Genomic DNA, 16,280 nt, shown 5'->3' with positions numbered 1-16,280 from the left:
GCGGGAAAATCGGATGCGGCGTCGCGGCGCATCGCAAGGGCGAAACGCGGGCGACGCGCCATAGGTCCGCGAACCCCTGTCGGTCAGATGTGTGTGACGAAGGAGTGTCGCGGCGCGCTACATAGGTGTCTTTGCGTGGGCTGGAAAAAGAAACGCCGCGAGCACAGGTCGCGGCGTCGGTATTTTACCCGATTGAAAGCGCGCAGGCGCGCTGCGGGCGAATCAGCAGCGCTGCTCGCAATCGATATATTCGAAGCCCGCTGCGATCGCGAAGCGGATCGCCTCTTCCACATCGGCGAACTCGCCCGGCAATCTCACGGAGCGCTCCATCCCGTTCAAATGGTGGATTCGCGCCGTCGCCGCAAACCTGTTGCCCTGCCGGACCGCTGCCGGCGTGACCATCATGTCCCTGTAGCTGAAGACCATTTCTCTCTCTGTCGGATGTTGTCGGCCCGAACGGTCGTCCGGCTACCCATGGTTCAGGTTATCGGCATCGGTCAACGTTTCTTTACCGCGCTCGCTTGAATGCGCCCCATGATCCGGGGAAATCAGCGATCCGGTTTGATGCGACGGAAGAGGAAGAGCAGCGAAAGATCGTAGGCAATTTTGAGCGCGCCGCACGCGACGAGCGGAGCGCCGAGCCAGCCGAGGCCCAGCAGCGCACCCGATAGCGTGGGCGCGAGGGCGGCGGCCAGGCTTCGCGGAACCGCGGTAAAACTCGCGGCGGCGGGACGCTCGCCCGGCGTGACGACCGACATGACGTAGGCGCTGCGCGTGGGTACGTCCATCTGCGAGAGCGCGCTGCGCACGAGAAGCAACGCCAGGGTCAGCACGAGCGACGACGAAAATGCTGCCGCAATGAGGCAAATGCTCGAGGGAATATGCGTGTACACCATGGTGTTGAGCAGGCCGATGCGACGTGACAAGGGTGCCGCGACAAGCTGCGAACCCGCGCTGAGCAGGCCGGCCCAGAAGAAGAACCGACCCGCTGCGCCGAGCGACAGTCCAAACCGCTGAATCAGCCACAAGGTCAGCAGCGAGTTGACGAGCAGTCCGCCGGCAAAGGCGTCGACGCTGAACAGCAACGCAAGGCGCGTGACGATTCCGCGCGATGGCCCGAGCGGTATGCGTGGCGCGTCGCCGCTGGACTGCCGTGCCGGCATGTGCCGGTAGAGCAGCCAGATGATCGATCCCGACATCGCGTAGACGATGAACATGAGGCGCATCGCCGTGAGGGGTGAGGCAGCGTGGTGTGCGGCAAGCCAGTCCGGCACGCCGGCGGCCAGCGCCCCGAGTGCGGCGGACAACGCGCCGACGAGGCTATAGCGCGCGAATAGCGTGGTCCGGGCGTCGCCGGTTGCGGACTCGGCCAGGCTCGCATGTTCGAGCGGGAGAAAGAGGCTGACATCGCCCGAACTCGGATTCAGCGTGCCGACGAACGCAACGATGAGCAGCGGCCACAGCGATGACAGGCCGGCAAACGCGAAGCCCGTGGCCATCATCAGCGCGGCCGCGAAGCGCAACTGGACGCGCGAAGCAAAGCGATTGCCTGCGACGCCCACCAGGATCGTCGCGAAGGCGGAGCCGAACAACGTCGTCGTGCTGATCAGACCGACAGCCAGTTGCCCAAAGCCGAGCGCCAGTAAATACCCTGGCAGCAACACGGCGATAAAGCCGTCGCACATGCCACGCAGCCCACGGGCTGTCAGCAGGATCAGCGCGCCGGGATGGACGCCTTCGGGAAGAAGCAAGGCGGTAAGGCGCGAGCCGCCCGCTCCGTGAGTCATGCGTCTAGGCATGCGCAGCATCCTTGCACCGTGCCTATGCCGTAATGGAATCGTTCCTGATCTTCCGCGAAGCGCTGCGATAGCCACATCGAATTCGCGGACAGGGGCGCCGCTTGCGCCGCGTGCAGAACCTCCCGACGCGCTGCGTGGCTATTTCATTTCCAGCACGGCTCGATCGTTTTAAGTGTGCACCAATCTTTTTTCGTGCGCTTGCCTGTCGAGTTGGCTGCATTCCCTGGGCGTATGTGGCGCCCGGAACGTCCCTGCGCATCGTTCATTGCATCGCGCGGCATCGACATCCCTCTGCGAAGAAGCCGTTTGACTGACGCCGGTCTTTCCAACACGGTCCCCCCGCCTGATTTGCGACGCTCGATTCGCGCGAGCAGCGAGACATCCGACTGCGATAAAGGCATGGATCGAGCGCCATGCAGCAGCACGGTCACGCTTTGCTTCGACTAGCCAAGGAGGTTTTCCATGTTCAATAAACTGCTTTTTGTGGCGGCATTCGTGGCCACGCTCTCGGTAAGTGCGGCGCAAGCTCAGGATGCGACGAGCAACCCGTCCGCATCTCAGACTTACGGCAGTGCCGCTCCTTCCGGCGACACGTCCGGCTACGGGGGCGCGGCCGGTAAGTCCGCTTCCGGCGCGATGACGAAAGCAAGCGCGGCACCGCAGCAAGTCTGCGTCGGCCCTGCGTCGTATTGCGACATCTATAAGGGTGGCCAGTAAGTCGTTCGCGCTTTGAAACCAGCGGTCTCCTTCGCGGGGACCGCGATGATCCCGACTAGCCTTCTTATCGGCGCTGTGTGCAATTGGAAAGCGCTGGAATGCGCGTCGGTGACTAGCGCATTCCTTTTTCAATTCCACTGACAGACGCGATCGCTGATATCGCCAGTGCTGTGCGATGCCGACGTGAATAAGCGGAAGTTATCGAATTCGACGGTCGGCATCGCAGGGAAATCGCCGGTTCGACGAGACCTCATCCGGGTCTCGACCAACCTCGATTAACGGAAGCCGAAGACCGAGACCTTCTTCCCCTCGAAGCTCTCTTGCACACCTTGCTGGCAATTCGGTGGACACTTTACGCTGCCGTCCGCGCTGGCGCCTGCCACGGTGACCGCCCTATAGACAACGGATTCGACGAGCGTCCCGTCCGACGCGACGACGATGTTCAGATCGGTCTCGACACCAGCCGGCACGGATCCCCCGGCGGTATAGATGATCTTCATCGTACCCGTGCAATCGTGGTGCACCGTATAGGCACCCATCTGGTTCGGATTGAAGGTAGTCTGCCCACCCTTCGGCAGCCCGCCGATAACCCCGAAGTCGGTGCGCGTGAAATGGCCGACACCGTCGAATGTCACCAGGGCGACGTCATCGAGAATCGATGGGGAAGCGTACGGATGTACCTGACCATCATCGCCTATCAATCCGAGAATCACGCCGTGGCCGATAAACCCAAACGCTCCTCTCAGCGTCTCGTTTGAACAATGGCCGCCGTCATGGCCGCCGTCGGCATGGGCCGCACCACTGAGCGAGAGTAGGACAACGGCTGCTGCCGAAGCAATGCTTGAATGCTTGATCTTCACGGTCGTCTCCTTGCCAGCGAATCGGGTGCTCGGGATGACGGCGCAGAGGAATACTGCCGGCCTGGCTTCAGCACACGATTCAAAGTGAACGAGAAAAATGCCGCAGTGAATCCCGGCTGCCGCCGTATGCGGAGAAAGCAATGAGAGAACGAGGGGCCGTCATAGTGGCCGGGCGTTCTGGCGTATCGAGGCGGGGAGCCGAGGTGCGGGGCAAGTAATAAATGGCGAAACGCTTCACCAAGCAGTTAGTTTCGCTCGGTGTTGGCGGACACGCGCAGAAGGTGTGCACGAAAGTCCGCGCAAGTGTGACTTCGTGAGTCAGCCATGCTTTAAGGGCGCATGGCAAAAAATAGTGTAATGCACGATCTTCGGAAGTGCCAAAGATTTCGGGAAAGTCACGTCGATGTCGGGCATCGCATGGTGTGAATGGCGATCTCACCGCGTGGCGAGTACCGGATTGATGCGTCGAAGGTCTCGACAAAATATTGGCAATGACGAAGCTTGCACTCTGTAACCATCGGTTGATTGGCTGTCCGGAGCATCATGTTAAATAGCTATCCGTCAAGAGCCGGAAGCATCGCGCGACGGCTTGCCGTAGTGTTGGTCCAGATAGTTCACGATCTCCTCGGCATCGTCCTTTGAAATCGGCGCACCGAACGCATTGATCATCTTATTGACGGACGTGCGCCAGCCTTTCCTGTCGAGGAACGGCGAGTTCATCTGGATATAGTCGAGGCTGTGACAGCCCGCGCACAGCATCGTCTTTTCCTTGCCCGGTCCGTCCTTGAGCGCCACGGTCGATTCCTGCGCCGCCGCGCCTTCGAAGACCAGGAGCAAGGCCGAAGTCGCGATAACCGCCTGTGAGAGCGTGCTCATACCACCTCCACATAGACGCGCTGGATGACGTTGTGGTGATAGCCGGCGGGATTATGAATCAACCGTTCGGGCTGTGTCTCTCCGAGGCGATTGGCGGCGCGCGCCATGACGACGATCGAGCCGCGCTCGCGAGGCGGCACGACGAAGCTGAACTCGCGCCACGAGAAGCGGCCCATATCTCGGCCGAGACGCGCTGCCTGCCAGCTTGCCCCCATGTCGGTCGATACATCGACGCCCGCAATGCCCGAGCCTCCATCCCAGGCCATGCCGCGCACCTGAATCGGTGTGTTGCGTGGAAGCTGCTGGCCGCTTCGGAGCGATGTGATCAGCGAGTTCACGACGATCGTGGTGATCGGCTCGGTCGCGCCCGACGCCTGCGATGCGAAGGTCGGCGTCTTGAACATGCCGCGTGGCAGACGGTATGCCGTGCTCATCCAGAAGTTCGTCTCCGGCTTCGATATCACGCTGATGCTCGACAATTGCTTGACCCAGTATGTCGCTGTCCATCCCGGCACGACGAGACGCGCAGGGAACCCGTTCCAGTGTGGTAACGGCGCGCCGTTCATCTCGAACGCGACGAGCGTGTTGTCGTCGAGAGCGATCGACATCGGCAACGATTTGACGAAAACGGGCGTCTTGTCGAGCACGGGACGATCGGCGGCGCCGAAGGCCACTTCGAGCGCGTCGCTCGTCATGCCCGCACGGGCGAGGATGTCGCGCAACCGGACGCCGCGCCAGACCGCATTGCCCATAGCGCCGACGCCCCACTGAACGCCGGCGACATGCGGATCGAACAGGCCGCGACGATTGCCTGCGCACTGGCATACCGCTGTGATCTCCGCGTGATCGAAGTCGCGTTTCAGTTGCTCCAGCGAGAGTTCGAAAGGACGCTGAGCACTCTCGCCTCCCACGCTCAGTCGCCAGTCAGAGGCTTTGACGGTGCCGATCCCCGCGAGATGCCAGCGAACGAAGAACGCGGCATTCGACGTGAACGGCGTGCGGAGGTAGTCGATAGGTGTTTCGAAGTTCGGAGGGCGGTAGGTCTTCTTGATGAGCGGGACCTTTCCCGACAGTGCGTATAGACGCTGCTCATCGAGCGTGCCTTCGGAAAGCTCCGTGAATCCGAGTGCAGCCGAACTGCCCACCTGGCCCGCAACGACCCGAAGCGGTCGAAGCAGGGAAAGCGCGCCCGCGCCGGCGGCACAGGCCAGGATCCTCCGGCGTAGTTCTTTGCTCACCGACGCGTCCATGGCTGTCTCCGAAGAAACGCGTGATCGGAAGGTCGGCGCGTCTGGACCTCGATGCGCGTCGGCAGGCGCAAGCGCGCAGAACAGGTCGGGACTGCAGCGCTTCCCGGCCGCCGAAAAACGAACGCACCATGCGATACACGGCGTCCAGCGCCGGGCGTGGCGCGGTGAAATAGATCGAGTGTTTCACCGATTCCCGATCCGCGCGCGTGAGTGAATCCTAGAGCAGACCCGGCCGCTAACGCTATCGAAAGAACACCTGATCCAGCGGCGTTCCGCGTCATTCCTGCGACATCGTGATCCGACAAGGGCGCTGAGGCCGCAGCTTCTCAGGTAAGCAGGTAGTGCATGCACGGACTTTGTGCAAGGGGTGTATCGATCATTCTTCGGCGACAGCAGCGCAAAGCAACCTGCTCTTCCTCGCAAGCCAACATGCGTAGAATGGCTACGCTGCTCTTGTTCTTCATCTTCGTTCAACGGGACATCTCATGCTGCAGCCATTCGCGTCTTCAGATTCGTTCACGATTGGCGTCGAACTCGAGGTTCAGGTCGTTAATACGCATGACTACAATCTGACGAAGGCAACAACGGAACTACTGAACCGGGTAAAAGAAGCAAGCTTCGCGGGGGCGATCAATCCGGAGACGACCGAGGGGATGATCGAGTTGTCCACTGGCGTCTGCAAAAGCTTCGATCAGGCGAGAAGCGAGTTGCAGGTTCTGCGCGACACGCTGGTACGGGCTGCTGACTTTCTGAATGTCGGCGTCTGCGGGGGAGGGACGAACTTCTTCCAGAACTGGTTCGACCAGCGTTCCGACGGACGCGAACGCTCTGAATACCTGATGGGGCTGTACGGGGCCCTTTATCAGCAATTCACGATCTTTGGCCAGCACGTACATGTAGGCTGTCCCGACGCTGACTCGGCGCTCGTTCTACTGCATTCGCTTTCGCGTTATGTGCCGCACTTCATAGCCTTGGCCGCCTCTTCTCCTTTTGTGCAAGGAAGCGATACGCAGTTTCAGTGCGCCCGGCTCAATTCGGTCGCACCGTTCCCCTTGGCCGGACAGGCTCCTTTTGTAACGAGATGGTCCGACTTCGAGGAATACTTCAATCGCATGACGAACACGGGCCTCGTCAAAAGTCTAAAAGACTTCTACTGGGACATTCGTCCAAGTCCCGGTTACGGCACCATCGAAGTTCGCGTCATGGATACGCCGCTGCGCGTTGAATGGGCAGCCGCGATCGCGGCTTATATCCAGGCGCTTGCGCGCTATCTGCTGGTGGACAGGCCCGCGCGACTTAGCGAGCGGGATTACGAAGTCTATCGAACGAACCGGTTCATGGCATGTCGCTTCGGTCTGGACGGAACGTGCGTGAACCCGGAGACCGGGCAGCGCGGTTCGATTCGAAGTGAGATTGTCGCCACGCTCGACGCGATCGAAGGTCATGCGCAAGTTCTGGGCGCAGAGGAAGGCCTCGATATCATCAGGCGCAGTTTGACCTCCGGTCTGAGCGATGCTGACTGGTTACGCCGCGTCTACGGTACGCATGACTCGTTGCATGAAGTGGTCCGGCAGCAATGTCAGATCTGGCGGGGAGCGCAGATGCCTGGTTGAGCGCTCGGAAGAGGCGATGACCGATCAGCAGTCTGCACAGCGGGTAAGGTACTGGTCAATCCGGCTGCACGCGTGCGCGGACAGGTCGAGGCACTGCCGGCGCATGTGTCGCTGTTCGAGACCAGCGCGCGGTCCAGGCAAGCGAGTACGCACAGGAAGTAAATGCTACGCTTCCTGTCGCGTCTGCATTCGTACACATGCAGTCACCATTCCACCTCGCTCCAGGAGCTTCCATTATGGCAATACAAAAAGTGGCTGTTATCGTGGCCGCCGGCAGCGGCATGGGCGCTGCGGCCGCCCGTCGGCTGGCGTCGGACGGCTATCAGGTTGCAATCCTGTCCTCTTCCGGAAAGGGCGAAGCACTGGCCAACGAACTGGGCGGTGTCGGCGTAACCGGATCGAACCAGTCGAGCGCGGACCTGGAGCGCCTGGTGGCGCTGACGATGGAGCGCTGGGGGCGCATCGATGTGCTCGTCAACGGCGGCGGTCATGGTCCCCGTGCGCCGGTGCTTGAGATCTCCGACGACGACTGGCACAAAGGCATGGACACGTACCTGATGAACGTGATCCGCCCGACGCGAATCGTGGCGCCTGTCATGCAAAAGCAGGGCGGCGGGGTCATCGTGAACATCTCCACCGCCTGGGCGTTCGAGCCGAGCGCAATGTTCCCGACGTCGACAGTGTTCCGCGCGGGTCTTGCCGCTTATACCAAGCTGTTCGCCACCGAACAGGCCGCATTCAATATCCGGATGAACAACATTCTGCCGGGCTGGATCGACAGCCTGCCGGCCACCGATGAGCGCCGCGACAGCGTCCCGCTGAAGCGGTATGGCAAGGTCGAGGAAATCGCCGCGACCGTCGCGTTCCTCGCATCGGACGGGGCTGCTTACATCACCGGTCAGAACATCCGCGTGGACGGGGGCGTTACCCGGTCGATCTGATGACGGCCGGAGCGCCGCCATCGGCAATCGAGCAGGTATTGCGAACGGCGCTGCGGCGCGTTCGCTGCTCACGATGCTCGGTCTTGCCACCATTGTTATCGACGGCGGGCGCCGGATGCCGGTTGACCGCATGACACAGCGCACGCCTTCGAGGATCGGCGAGATTCTCGAAGGCGTTCACATTCATCCCCGCTATCTACCCACCAAGCGCATCTGATGATCACCGTGCAGGCGTTGCTCGATACCAGGTCTCTGAAACTGACGGTCCTTGGTGGCTCGTCCGGACTGGCGCGGACAATCAACTGGGCCCATGCCGTCGACCTTCCCGATCCCTGGAGATGGATTTCCGCCGGCAATCTTGTCATGACTACGGGTGCAGGCCTGCCGCGCAGCGCGTCGGATCAGGTTATCTGGCTCGAGAAACTGGCTCATAGCAACGCAAGCGCATTAGTCGTCGCACGCCAGGCCGATGCGCCGGAACTGTCACGCGCGATGCTGGAGGCGGCGGACCGTCTCATGTTCCCCATACTCGCAGCGAGCTTCGAGCTCGAATTCGTGCAGTTGTCGAGGCATGTGATCGAAAGTGTGCTGCAAGCCCAGCGCGACCGTTTCAGAGCCAGCGAACAACTGTTCGAGACTTATGCAACCGCACTGCGCGACATGCCGGACATGGCCGGACGACTGACCATTCTTTCCGATCGGCTGCGACTCGGCCTGACAATCGAAGATGCCGGCAGCGGCTCGATCATCGTTTCCTCGCGCGCCTTGCCCTATTCCGACGAGACTCACCCGGTTTTCGTGGAACGCGTCGCTATCGGCGGACGTGCGAGGGCGAATCTCGTCATTCGCCGCCGCGACGCGGAAGCCTTGCAAGATCCGCTGCTCGTGCGCTCGCTTCTCGGTCTGCTCGAGATCGAGTTGGAACGCATGATGATCGACCGCGACAATCTTCGAAAAGAAGGCGCGGCGCTGATGCGCAGCCTGTTGCGCGGTGAGGCCGAGTTTTCCTTTCGTCCGATCCTGGAGCGGCGCGGGCTCACGGGCACACTCGTCGTGCTCGCGGTCTCTCCAGGAAAGCAAGGGTCGTGGAGCGTAGCGGAGATCCACCATGCGCCGGCTTTGCACGCGCGCGCACCGTTGCTGCTGGAGGATGACGTGCTGCTCGCGCTGGCTCAGGATCACGCCGACGCGATCGAATGCCTGCGGTTCGATCTGGGCAAGGGCACCGTGGTCGGCATAAGCGGGCCCGTCACGGAGGCAGCCGGCTTTCGCGAAAGCGTGCGACAGGCTCGCCTCGCGCTGGCACAGGCACGAGAAGTCGGCACGGATGTCGTGCGCTACGGAGAACTCGAAACCGGCTACATCACGATGCCGAGGTCACTCGCCGAGGCGAGCGCGCTGGTTGGACGCTATCTCGGTCCCATGATCGAGTACGACCGCGTGCATGGCACCGCGCTGCTCACGACGCTCATGACGTTTCTCGGGAACGACGGCAACTGGAAATCCACCGCCTTCGATCTGGCTATCCATCGTCAAACCCTTGTTTATCGGCTGAAACATATCGAACAGCTGTGTGGCGTCAAACCGACGACAACCGACGGCATCACCCGGCTGTGGCTGGCCGTTCAGGCGGGAAAGGCCGCCAATCTATTGGCTGACGATCTATCGAAATCGTCAGATGAATAGTCATACATTTGTATAAAGGCGTTTCTTCGGGACGACATTTTGCGCATAGCCTGGCCCGCGCGCATTGCTTTTAATGGAGGTCACAAAAGACACATTCGTTTCCAGGAGACAAACCCATGCCTATCCAGACGGAGCTCGATCCGCGGCTGAAACATGCGCTCAAAACCCGGCATATCAGCATGCTGGCTCTCGGAGGCGTGATCGGCGCTGGCTTATTCGTAGGCTCTAGCGCGGTCATCGCATCGACCGGCCCGGGCGCGTTCATCACCTATGCCATCACAGGGCTGATCGTCGCGCTGATCATGCGCATGTTGGGCGAAATGGTTGCGGCTCAACCCATGAAGGGTTCATTCGTCGATTATGCGCGCCTCGCGTACGGCGATGTCGCCGGCTACGCGATGGGCTGGCTTTACTGGTATTTCTGGGTGATCGTGGTCGGGTTCGAGGCCGTCGTAGGCGGGCAGACTATCCACGCATGGTTTCCCGCCATTCCCGTCTGGATCATCTCGCTAGGGCTGATGGTCATGATGACGGGGCTCAATCTCTTGTCCGTCAAATCATTCGGAGAAGCGGAATACTGGTTCGCGGGCGTCAAGATCGTAGCCATTGCCGCTTTTCTGATCATAGCGGGCGCGTACGTCTTCCATCTCTGGCCGGGATCGACAGCAACGTTCTCCAACCTGACCGCGCACGGCGGCTTCTTTCCCAAAGGCGTGGGGACGCTATTCACGAGCGTCGTGGTCGTGATCTTCTCAATGACCGGGGTGGAAGTAGCCACGATTGCCGCTGCAGAATCGGAGCATCCCGAACGCAACGTTCGCCGTGCAGTCAACACGGTGATGGCCCGCATTCTGGTCTTCTTCGTTCTTTCAGCGTTGTTCATTGTCGTGGCTCAGCCGTGGACGGACATCGTGCCGGGCAAATCCCCCTTCGTGGCGACGCTCGAGAAAATCGGCATCCCCGGCGCCGCAACCGTATTGACCGCCGTCATCCTCGTGGCCGTGCTGTCCGTGCTCAACGCCGGGCTTTATACATCGTCGCGTCTGCTTCTGGTCCTCAGTTCGAACAACGAGGCGCCGAAGTGGCTGGGACGTGTCAATAGCCGTGGCGTGCCCGCCCGAGGCGTCATCGCTTCGACGCTGGTCGGATACGGTTGTGTGGTGATCGCAGCGCTCTGGCCCGACACGGTCTTCCTGTTCCTGATCAACTCATCCGGCGCGGTGTTTCTGTTCGTCTATCTGATGATCTGCCTGTCGCAACTCAAGCTGAGAGGCGAATGGGAACGTCGGGGCTTGCTGAAGCTCCGGATGTGGGGTCATCCGTGGCTGCCGCTCCTCGTGACCGTGACGATCGTGGCCGTGCTGGTGAGCATGGCGCTCGATCCGAAGAGCCAGATCAGCCTTCTGCAAAGTGTCATCGCGCTGATCGTCATTCTGGCCTCCTACCCGGTGTTCTGCGTCAAGAGCAAGCGCAAGCAACTGCGGACCGCGACACCATCGTCGGAATCGGCGAGTTGAACGTTCGCCTCGGACCCGCGCGGTAATCGTCGCAACGGTAAGCGACCCTGAATCGAATGAACAAGAACCTGGATTGGTAGGAGAGACGGATGCCATCCGCACATGAATTGACGCAGCTTCCCAACCGCCCGCTGTGGCATGAGCACGCGCGCGCGCGGGACACGCTGGACCGGGAAGAGCAGGCCGATGTCGTCATCGTCGGCGCAGGTTATACAGGGCTCTGGACTGCGTACTATCTGCTGAAGGCGCAGCCATCGTTGAACGTCGTCCTGCTGGAGCGGGAAGCGGTCGGCTTCGGCGCTTCGGGCCGCAACGGCGGATGGGCGTCGGCGATATTTCCAATCGCGCTCGAACGCGTGGCGCACATGTATTCGCACGCGGCGGCATTGCATTTGCAGGCGGCGATGAACGATACCGTGAACGAAATCGGGCGCGTGCTCGATCTCGAAGGCATCGATGCCGATTATGCAAAGCAAGGCTTTCTTTCCCTTGCACGCAGCCAGCCCCAGTTCGATCGAATTCAGGCCTCGGTCGATGCGTCGATCCGCTTTGGATTGCCGGATCAATGGCGCGCGCTCGATGCGAAGGAAGCGTCGACGCGCATCGGCGCCGAGCATGTGCTGGGAGGCCTCTACACCGAGCACTGCGCGCTGATCCATCCCGGCAAGCTCGTGCGTGGACTGGCAGCGGTCGTAGAGTCAATGGGCGCGCGAATCTTCGAGAAGACGGCCGCGCTACGCATCGCGCCCGGACAAGTGTGCACGGCGCAGGGCGGCGTCAAGGCAAGAACGGTGGTGCGCGCAACCGAGGCTTTTTCCTGCCAACTGCCGGAGAACAGCCGCTCGGTCATTCCGCTTTATTCGCTGGTACTGGCGACCGAGCCACTGCCGCAGGACCTTCGCCAGCGGCTGAGGCTCGATCATCGCCTGGCCTTCAATGACATGCGCCATCTGAGGGTGTACGGACAGGTCACAGCCGAAGGCCGGCTGGTGTTTGGCGGTCGCGGCGCTCCATACCGCTTCGGCTCCAGAATGTCGGCCGAGGATGATCTGGTCGACAAGGTGCACGCCAACATTCACGCCGCAATGCTCGAGTTCTTCCCCGATCTGGCCGATGCCCGCATCACGCATCGCTGGGGCGGCGCGCTGGGGGTATCGCGGGACTGGTGCCCGACCGTGAGTATGGACAAGGACGCGCGCATTGCCTGGGCGGGCAACTACGTCGGCGATGGAGTCGCAACGAGCAATCTGGCAGGCCGAATCCTGCGCAACCTGATTCTGGATCGCGAAGACGAGATCAATCGGTTGCCTGTGGTGAATCATCGCTCGCCGGCCTGGGAGCCGGAGCCGTTCCGCTGGATTGGCGTGAATGGCGGTCTCACAGCGGCGGGATTCAGTGATTTTGAAGAGCGTTTGACTAACCGACCATCGCGTACAGCACGAGTTCTCGAGAAGCTGACGGGTGCTCATTGAAAAAGGAGTGGTACATGGCGAAGTTCACCATCGTCAAAGGCGCCGATATTGCTTCGGCTCGACTCGCCGCAGCCGGCCAGCGAGCCGGGGCCGATAGCGGCGATCCCCAGATTGCTATCAAGTCTCTTGCGCCCGAGGCGGTTGGCAATCTGGGTATATGGGAATGTCAGCCCGGAGGCTGGCCAGTGATAAACCGCCCCGATACCGAATTCACATACATCATTTCGGGCCGTGCCAGGCTCACCGACGACTCGACGGGCGACGTGACCGAGATCGTCGGTGGGGACCTCGTCATCTTGCCGCCGGGGTGGACGGGGCGCTGGGATATCCTCGAGCCCGTTCGCAAGATCTACGCTATTTACTGAACCGAAGCACGCCGTCGTTGATACGGCAAGTTATCCATAACATCGACCTATTATTCGGAGACAGAGCATGCGCACATTCATTACTCGTGGGGCGATAGCCTGCACTGCGGTCACGCTGACGCTGCCGGCAATGGCGCAGGAAGTTGTCGCGATCGGACACTCGGCGCCGCTGACGGGGCCTCAGGCGGCAAACGGCAAGGACAATGAAAATGGCGCTCGAATGGCTGTCGACGAACTGAATAGGCAAGGGGTGCTCGTAGCAGGCAAGAAGGTAACATTCAAGCTGGAGTCGCAAGATGATCAGGCCGACCCGAAGACCGGCGTTCAGATTGCGCAGATTCTCGTTGACCGCAACGTCGTCGCTGTCTTGGGGCCGTACAACTCGGGCGTAGCTATTCCTGCGTCTCGGGTCTACAACAATGCAGGGATTCCGCTCCTGCCAGTCGCCTCAAACCCGGCGATTACAAAGCAGGGCTTCAAGAACATTTTTCGGATCGGCGCCAGTGACGCCCAGCTTGGCGGGACGATGGGGGACTTCGCGGCGAAGGAGTTGAAGGCCAAAACGGTAGCAATCATCGACGACCGATCTGCCTATGGCCAGGGGATCGCGGAACAGTTTGAAGAATCGGCCAAGGCAAACGGGCTGGAAGTTATCGACAAGCAATTCACCAACGGCCAGGCAACCGATTTCCTCGGCATCCTCACGACGCTCAAAGCCAAAAACCCGGATGCCATTTTCTTCGGCGGCTACGCGTCTCAGGCTGCGCCGATGGTTAAGCAGATGCGGCAGCGCGGTCTGAAAGCAAAGTTACTTGGAGGCGACGCCATCTGTACCGCCGACATGGGAAAGGTGGCAGGCGAGGCGGCGTCGATTGTCTACTGTTCTCAAGGCGGGACCGCGCTGGACCAGACTGAAGAAGGCAGAGCATTCATCAAGAAGTACAAGGATACTTATCACACTGATATGCAAGTCTATGCAGTCAACTATTACGACGGAGTCAAAATGCTGGCCGACGTCATGACGAAAGCGGCGACGACGACTGACAAAAGCAAGCTGATCGCACAACTCGCGAAAGAACAATACAAGGGGATAGCCGGCACGTACTCCTTCGATGCCGAAGGGAACCTGAAGGGTGCGCCGACAACCGTGTATGTCATTCGAAACGGCCTGCCCGTTCCTTATGTCAGGTAAGCGGCGACTTCACGAAGAACTGGAGTCGACGGCTTTGTCGAGTATCTGCGCGGCGGAGACTTCTCCCGGTCTCCCACGCCGCGATATGACCGCGTGCATCACGTAACCAGGGTCGAGTGTCGAATATCCGCTGGCCGTTGAAACACGGCCGGCGCCGTGTTGGGAGCGTATGGATGTTGCATGAGGGAGCACGAATCACGTAGGCAGTTAAATCTGTGGGATTCTTTACGGACGTTCATCATATTTCGGACTGTTATTTAGTTACACATCAAATGCTCGAACACCGTCACGAAAGCTTCGCATTGCGGTCTGATCGATAGCCTTGAAGTTCACCGTAAACGATCTATTGTTTGAGACACCGGCGATAAAACCATCAGTGGACCTGAGGGATGGCGTCCGACCATCGCCTTTCATCCATCCGACGATGACCTGATTCCAACGAGACGACGCGGTATCGAACGCCTATTCGCGGCAAAAAAATAGCGCACGTTCGATAGAAATCTTCCCGGCGAATCGACCACTTCCCCTGGTTGGAAGGTACGACTGCGCGCGCTCGCGACAGAACGCCGCCGGTACTTCTTCGACATCCGCAGTAACGAGAAAAGACTACGCGGGGATCTGATTTCCAAATGGCCTCTGGCCAGAGGAGGGCTCATGCATACGACGAGGAATGTGACACGGCGCGACGTTCTGGAAACGATGGGCAAGGCGACGCTGCTTGGTGTGGGCGGGCTGGCAGCATTGGGCGCCATGACGCCCGTCGTCGCTCAGGTGGGGCGCCAGAAGTCGGCCGTCTCGAGCGTTTCGTGGGGCCCGAACCGCCTCGACATTTTTGCTCTCGGGAACGATAACCAGATGTATCACAAGGCCTGGAATGGGAACTTCTGGGCTCCTTCGCCGACCGGCTGGGAAGGATTGGGAGGCGTGTTCAGCAGTCAGCCCTGCGCGGTTTCATGGTCTCCGAACAGGCTCGATATCTTCGGCCTCGGCACGGACAACCAGATGTATCACAAGGCCTGGGCAGGGGGCTGGTTTCCGTCTCCGGGCGGCTGGGAAGGGCTGGGCGGACGATTCAACAGCCCGCCGGCGGCCGTTTCATGGGGCAGCAACCGTCTCGACATTTTCGGTCTCGGCACGGATAACGGGATGTATCACAAGGCGTGGGCCGGTGGCTGGTTTCCATCACCCACGGGCTGGGAATACCTCGGTGGCGTTTTCGCCAGCCCGCCCGCAGTGGTCTCGTGGGGTTTCAATCGCCTCGATATCTTCGGGCTCGGCACGGACAACCAGATGTACCACAAGGCCTGGGACGGCTCGTGGCATCCGGCGGGGCTAGGATGGGAGGCGCTGGGAGGCGTGTTCTCGAGTCCCCCGGCCGTTGTTTCGTGGGCGCCGAATCGTCTCGACATATTCGGACTGGGCACCGACAACCAGATGTATCACAAGGCCTGGGCAGGGGCATGGTTTCCGTCTCCGGGGGGATGGGAACCACTGGGAGGCGTATTCAACAGCATGCCCGCGGTCGAGTCCTGGGCGCCCAACCGGCTGGACATCTTCGGGATCGGCACCAACAACCAGATGTATCACAAGGCTTGGGCCGGTGCATGGTTCCCGTCCCAAACCGGTTGGGAAGGACTGGGTGGTGGGTTCACAAGTCCGCCGTCGGTGACTTCGTGGGGCAACAATCGTCTCGACATCTTCGGCCTTGGCACGGACAACCAGATGTACCACAAGGCTTGGGCTGGCGGATGGTTCCCGGGACCGACGAGCTGGGAAGGTCTTGGAGGGAATTTCAATAGCCGCTTCTAGAAGGCCCGTTTGAACGCGCCGAAGGACAGGCGGTCTTCGGCGCGTTCAAGTTTCGACTTTGTCCTTGGTCGACGCCGCTCGATCGATTAGTTCGCGATTGCGGTCGAGTAGTGCTCAGGGGAGCTAATGATATTTAGGGGTGCAATGTTGCAGGCGATAAAGCCTATGCTCTTCACGCCACTT

The 16,280-nt window shown here is 60.6% G+C and carries 15 protein-coding genes; 10 read left to right on the top strand and 5 right to left on the bottom strand.

Translation table 11 applies throughout. From position 1 onward, the window contains the following. Nucleotides 1-222: 222 nt before the first annotated feature. Together AWB78_RS03460 and AWB78_RS03455 are read right to left on the bottom strand one after the other, a co-directional pair. Nucleotides 223-426, bottom strand: a complete 204-nt coding sequence (locus tag AWB78_RS03460) for a hypothetical protein (RefSeq protein ID WP_062602265.1) — start codon at nt 424-426, stop codon at nt 223-225. A gap of 122 nt (nt 427-548) precedes the next feature. Further along, nucleotides 549-1,799, bottom strand: a complete 1,251-nt coding sequence (locus AWB78_RS03455) for an MFS transporter (protein WP_096031740.1) — start codon at nt 1,797-1,799, stop codon at nt 549-551. 462 nt (nt 1,800-2,261) lie between these two features. On the opposite strand from AWB78_RS03455, the gene AWB78_RS03450 reads away from it, so the two are divergent. Then, a complete protein-coding gene (locus AWB78_RS03450) occupies nt 2,262-2,516 on the top strand; it encodes a hypothetical protein (RefSeq protein WP_062602261.1) in 255 nt (84 codons plus the stop codon). Between the two features lie 275 nt (nt 2,517-2,791). On the opposite strand, the gene AWB78_RS03445 is transcribed toward AWB78_RS03450, so the two are convergent. The 3 genes from AWB78_RS03445 to AWB78_RS03435 all read right to left on the bottom strand — a co-directional run bounded on the left by AWB78_RS03445 (nt 2,792) and on the right by AWB78_RS03435 (nt 5,502). Then, complete coding sequence (locus tag AWB78_RS03445) at nt 2,792-3,376, bottom strand: hypothetical protein (RefSeq protein WP_062602260.1); 585 nt, start codon at nt 3,374-3,376, stop codon at nt 2,792-2,794. A 561-nt stretch (nt 3,377-3,937) separates the two neighbouring features. Beyond that, the gene (locus AWB78_RS03440; protein WP_062602258.1) at nt 3,938-4,252 is read right to left on the bottom strand and encodes a cytochrome c; all 315 of its coding nucleotides are present in this window, start codon (nt 4,250-4,252) and stop codon (nt 3,938-3,940) included. Then, entirely contained in the window at nt 4,249-5,502 is a 1,254-nt protein-coding gene (locus tag AWB78_RS03435; RefSeq protein WP_062602255.1) for a molybdopterin-dependent oxidoreductase, read from the bottom strand. Before AWB78_RS03435 ends, AWB78_RS03440 begins: the two co-directional genes overlap by 4 nt. Nucleotides 5,503-5,987: 485 nt before the next feature. Between AWB78_RS03435 and AWB78_RS03430 the strand changes: the two genes are divergently transcribed. From AWB78_RS03430 to AWB78_RS03390, 9 genes are all read left to right on the top strand, one after another. After that, nucleotides 5,988-7,115 carry a YbdK family carboxylate-amine ligase gene (locus AWB78_RS03430; protein ID WP_062602253.1) on the top strand — a complete coding sequence of 376 codons (1,128 nt, stop codon included), beginning with the start codon at nt 5,988-5,990 and terminating at the stop codon, nt 7,113-7,115. A 236-nt stretch (nt 7,116-7,351) separates the two neighbouring features. Continuing rightward, nucleotides 7,352-8,056 (top strand): SDR family oxidoreductase, encoded by a 705-nt coding sequence (locus AWB78_RS03425; protein ID WP_062602251.1) that lies wholly within the window; start codon nt 7,352-7,354, stop codon nt 8,054-8,056. A gap of 73 nt (nt 8,057-8,129) precedes the next feature. Next, complete coding sequence (locus AWB78_RS46255) at nt 8,130-8,273, top strand: hypothetical protein (RefSeq protein ID WP_157697402.1); 144 nt, start codon at nt 8,130-8,132, stop codon at nt 8,271-8,273. Further along, complete coding sequence (locus AWB78_RS03415) at nt 8,273-9,742, top strand: PucR family transcriptional regulator (RefSeq protein ID WP_062602247.1); 1,470 nt, start codon at nt 8,273-8,275, stop codon at nt 9,740-9,742. The genes AWB78_RS46255 and AWB78_RS03415 overlap by 1 nt, the downstream gene beginning before the upstream one ends. Before the next feature lie 116 nt (nt 9,743-9,858). Then, entirely contained in the window at nt 9,859-11,259 is a 1,401-nt protein-coding gene (locus AWB78_RS03410; RefSeq protein ID WP_062602245.1) for an amino acid permease, read from the top strand. 107 nt (nt 11,260-11,366) lie between these two features. Next, nucleotides 11,367-12,731, top strand: coding sequence for an NAD(P)/FAD-dependent oxidoreductase (locus AWB78_RS03405; protein WP_232477596.1), 1,365 nt, complete (start codon nt 11,367-11,369; stop codon nt 12,729-12,731). 14 nt (nt 12,732-12,745) lie between these two features. After that, nucleotides 12,746-13,096 carry a cupin domain-containing protein gene (locus tag AWB78_RS03400; RefSeq protein WP_062602241.1) on the top strand — a complete coding sequence of 117 codons (351 nt, stop codon included), beginning with the start codon at nt 12,746-12,748 and terminating at the stop codon, nt 13,094-13,096. Nucleotides 13,097-13,163: 67 nt separating this feature from the next. Then, nucleotides 13,164-14,288, top strand: a complete 1,125-nt coding sequence (locus AWB78_RS03395) for a branched-chain amino acid ABC transporter substrate-binding protein (protein WP_062602239.1) — start codon at nt 13,164-13,166, stop codon at nt 14,286-14,288. 654 nt (nt 14,289-14,942) lie between these two features. After that, a complete protein-coding gene (locus tag AWB78_RS03390; RefSeq protein WP_062602237.1) occupies nt 14,943-16,097 on the top strand; it encodes a PLL family lectin in 1,155 nt (384 codons plus the stop codon). Nucleotides 16,098-16,280 lie beyond the last annotated feature (183 nt).

This window comes from Caballeronia calidae, from assembly GCF_900044055.2.
In the GTDB taxonomy this organism is placed as follows: Bacteria; Pseudomonadota; Gammaproteobacteria; order Burkholderiales; family Burkholderiaceae; genus Caballeronia; species Caballeronia calidae.
This window is presented reverse-complemented; position numbering and strand designations above follow the sequence as displayed.

Bases quoted from the DNA above. Each gene is read 5' to 3' on its own strand.
- AWB78_RS03460 (WP_062602265.1), bottom strand. From the start codon at position 426: ATGGTCTTCAGCTACAGGGACATGATGGTCACGCCGGCAGCGGTCCGG.
- AWB78_RS03455 (WP_096031740.1), bottom strand. From the start codon at position 1,799: ATGCCTAGACGCATGACTCACGGAGCGGGCGGCTCGCGCCTTACCGCC.
- AWB78_RS03450 (WP_062602261.1), top strand. From the start codon at position 2,262: ATGTTCAATAAACTGCTTTTTGTGGCGGCATTCGTGGCCACGCTCTCG.
- AWB78_RS03440 (WP_062602258.1), bottom strand. From the start codon at position 4,252: ATGAGCACGCTCTCACAGGCGGTTATCGCGACTTCGGCCTTGCTCCTG.
- AWB78_RS03435 (WP_062602255.1), bottom strand. From the start codon at position 5,502: ATGGACGCGTCGGTGAGCAAAGAACTACGCCGGAGGATCCTGGCCTGT.
- AWB78_RS03430 (WP_062602253.1), top strand. From the start codon at position 5,988: ATGCTGCAGCCATTCGCGTCTTCAGATTCGTTCACGATTGGCGTCGAA.
- AWB78_RS03425 (WP_062602251.1), top strand. From the start codon at position 7,352: ATGGCAATACAAAAAGTGGCTGTTATCGTGGCCGCCGGCAGCGGCATG.
- AWB78_RS46255 (WP_157697402.1), top strand. From the start codon at position 8,130: ATGCTCGGTCTTGCCACCATTGTTATCGACGGCGGGCGCCGGATGCCG.
- AWB78_RS03415 (WP_062602247.1), top strand. From the start codon at position 8,273: ATGATCACCGTGCAGGCGTTGCTCGATACCAGGTCTCTGAAACTGACG.
- AWB78_RS03410 (WP_062602245.1), top strand. From the start codon at position 9,859: ATGCCTATCCAGACGGAGCTCGATCCGCGGCTGAAACATGCGCTCAAA.
- AWB78_RS03400 (WP_062602241.1), top strand. From the start codon at position 12,746: ATGGCGAAGTTCACCATCGTCAAAGGCGCCGATATTGCTTCGGCTCGA.
- AWB78_RS03395 (WP_062602239.1), top strand. From the start codon at position 13,164: ATGCGCACATTCATTACTCGTGGGGCGATAGCCTGCACTGCGGTCACG.
- AWB78_RS03390 (WP_062602237.1), top strand. From the start codon at position 14,943: ATGCATACGACGAGGAATGTGACACGGCGCGACGTTCTGGAAACGATG.